The following is a 2200-nucleotide window of genomic DNA, read 5'->3' as shown; positions in this document are numbered from 1 at the left end:
CGACTCACTACATAATTTTGTCTACACCCTCTTAAGGTCTGTCTGATTCTCTGTCGAGGTCGCGGCACATAGCAATTGATTGACCGCTCCCTGAAAGTCACGAGTTGACCAATTCGGCTGTGTCTTCTATGTCGTCGATGTGCACTGTACTGTCTCACATGCGTTAGCTGTTCATTCATACAGTAATTGAGGCGTGGCCGGTAGGTGATTCGAGTCGACGAGATGTCTGTGAGTGGGGCAAAAATGAGGCAATCCGCACGCTATCCTATGCCTCTCTATGCGGTTTGAGCGCGAATTTCGAATTGTCAAAAAAGCCCTACAGCCTTGCTCTACACTGTTGAACGTTAGTAACCTATCGCTCAACGCCTATCGTTACGCCTGCTACTGAATCAGCCATAAGACTTGCCCACCCTTGCTGTCCGTCTGGGTGACGTCCCGATCAAGGCGGATGCCGTTCACTGGTGCCTCGACAGACGTTTGCACCATCTGATAGCCGCGCACAGCCACCCCCGGTACCTGACTGCACGATTGCCAATAATGCTGGAACGGCCAGCCGTATTTCGAGCGCCGGCATTGATCGCCTCCATCAGCTAAGCCACCAGCAGTTGCCGTTCCGACAGAGCAGTCAATTGTCCTCGGTGTCGACTCCCTAGTAGTCGTTGAGCTTTTTTCTCATCGCCAACAACGCGGCCGTTTCTGCCAGCGCCTTGTCTTTGCTGCGTATCTCACACTCAAGGTCCTGGATGCGCTTCTTGTCCTTGCGCGCTTGCTCACGGTCGACCTTTTGCTGGACCTGAACGGTCTGCTGGCCAGCGATACAGGCTTGGCGCCAAGCTATGTCCTGGGGGCGAAAATCAAAAACAAGTGCTATGTTATATTCCTCTAATGTTTATATGAGTTTGACGCTAAATAGTATCGAGGTCATTGCTGAATGGTTGCTGTGCCAAATCATATATGCTGGGCAGATTATCTGACTTGCTATGCGGAGGTGTCCTATGTACAAATATGCAAACCGCAGTTTAAGACGGGCGCGCAGTGAAAGTGCTTTGTGTCCAAGGACTGAGGATGCTGAAAGTCAGCATGGAACCGACTGTAGTCAAGCAGATGTTGACGACTCTTTTTTTTCCCATAATATGGGGGGGCTATCTATCGTCAACTCTGAGGTGAAAATTCCTGAAAGCGATAGTCTTGAAGTCAACTCTGTCGATAGAAACAACAGGAAAGCTGTTTCTAATAAGATCTCTGTTGCAATGGGGGAAGCTGCGACTGTAAAAGACGACGACACCGTATTATCCACGCGTGGTCTTGTGGATTGCTCCGCGCTCGCGGTGCTTTCAGGTTGGAATGGGAATGTTTACAAGCGTCGTACGTTAATTCATTTAAAAGGAAGCTCTCTGAAGAATGGCCTAAATAATGAGGAGCGTATTTATAGTTTGCTTTCAAAACTGGAAAGATCCTTGGCCGATGGTGGAGTGGTGATATGGGTTGCAGGGACTAACTCTCATTCTGATGTTGGTATAGGCATGGCTTTAGATCAGCAGGACGAAGCAGGTGAAAAACCTTTTTTGAAACTATTGCAAGCCAAGGGCGTGAGTGTAGTAGTGGCAGGTTCTGCCGGTATTAAAATCATGGCAGATGGTAAAATTGAGCTTCGCGAAGGTACAGGGCGAGGGGTTTTAAGCAGAGAGTCGATAGCAGAAATATTTGATGATATCAGTTCTCCTTGAGTTTTCAGGGATGATTTTGTGCGGGGAGTCGGCGCGCGAATATGCGCGCTTCGGCCAGCCACACCCACGCCTCACTCACGGCGAACAATCGGTCGTGATGCATAATTAGTCGTCGAGCCCTCTCATTCCAGGCATGAGTTCGCTCCACTACCCAGCGTCTGGGCATCACCACAAAACCGGTCGGAGCAGGTGTTACCATGAACAGATCGCCTTGTTCTGAGTGCCATTGTCCTGTTCTTCTATTGTTTGGCCCCCGGATCACTTTGTAGTGGTCAACTAATCCCGGACACGACGTTAAGTTTTCTCTCGGCCTGAGCCGGGGCCATCCCATCGTTGAATTGGTGCGGTCGAATCCAGTTGTACCGATGCATCAGGTAATGACTGATGTCGCGGTGCGCGTCTTGAACCGTCATGTAGCCCACGGTCGGTATCCATTCAGTTTTCAAACTGCGCAATACGCGCTCCATCGGCGC

1 protein-coding gene and 3 pseudogenes are annotated in these 2200 nt (G+C 50.1%); 1 reads left to right on the top strand and 3 read right to left on the bottom strand.

From position 1 onward, the window contains the following. Positions 1 to 593: 593 nt before the first annotated feature. A pseudogene (locus CRO75_RS33115) lies at positions 594 to 847 on the bottom strand (IS3 family transposase); the annotation flags it as partial. Positions 848 to 995: 148 nt separating this feature from the next. On the opposite strand from CRO75_RS33115, the gene CRO75_RS32805 reads away from it, so the two are divergent. Beyond that, positions 996 to 1727: a hypothetical protein gene (locus CRO75_RS32805; protein WP_143504341.1), complete on the top strand. Its 732-nt coding sequence runs from the start codon at positions 996 to 998 to the stop codon at positions 1725 to 1727. A gap of 4 nt (positions 1728 to 1731) precedes the next feature. Here the strand turns inward: CRO75_RS32805 and CRO75_RS32135 are convergent. Both CRO75_RS32135 and CRO75_RS32130 read right to left on the bottom strand, forming a co-directional pair. Continuing rightward, positions 1732 to 1992, bottom strand: a pseudogene (locus CRO75_RS32135) (IS5/IS1182 family transposase); the annotation flags it as partial. A 7-nt stretch (positions 1993 to 1999) separates the two neighbouring features. Continuing rightward, positions 2000 to 2200, bottom strand: a pseudogene (locus CRO75_RS32130) (IS3 family transposase); the annotation flags it as partial.

The sequence above is a fragment of the Pseudomonas sp. LAMO17WK12:I10 genome (assembly GCF_900215185.1).
GTDB lineage: Bacteria > Pseudomonadota > Gammaproteobacteria > Pseudomonadales > Pseudomonadaceae > Aquipseudomonas > Aquipseudomonas chlororaphis.
This window is presented reverse-complemented; position numbering and strand designations above follow the sequence as displayed.

Bases quoted from the DNA above. Each gene is read 5' to 3' on its own strand.
- CRO75_RS32805 (WP_143504341.1), top strand. From the start codon at position 996: ATGTACAAATATGCAAACCGCAGTTTAAGACGGGCGCGCAGTGAAAGT.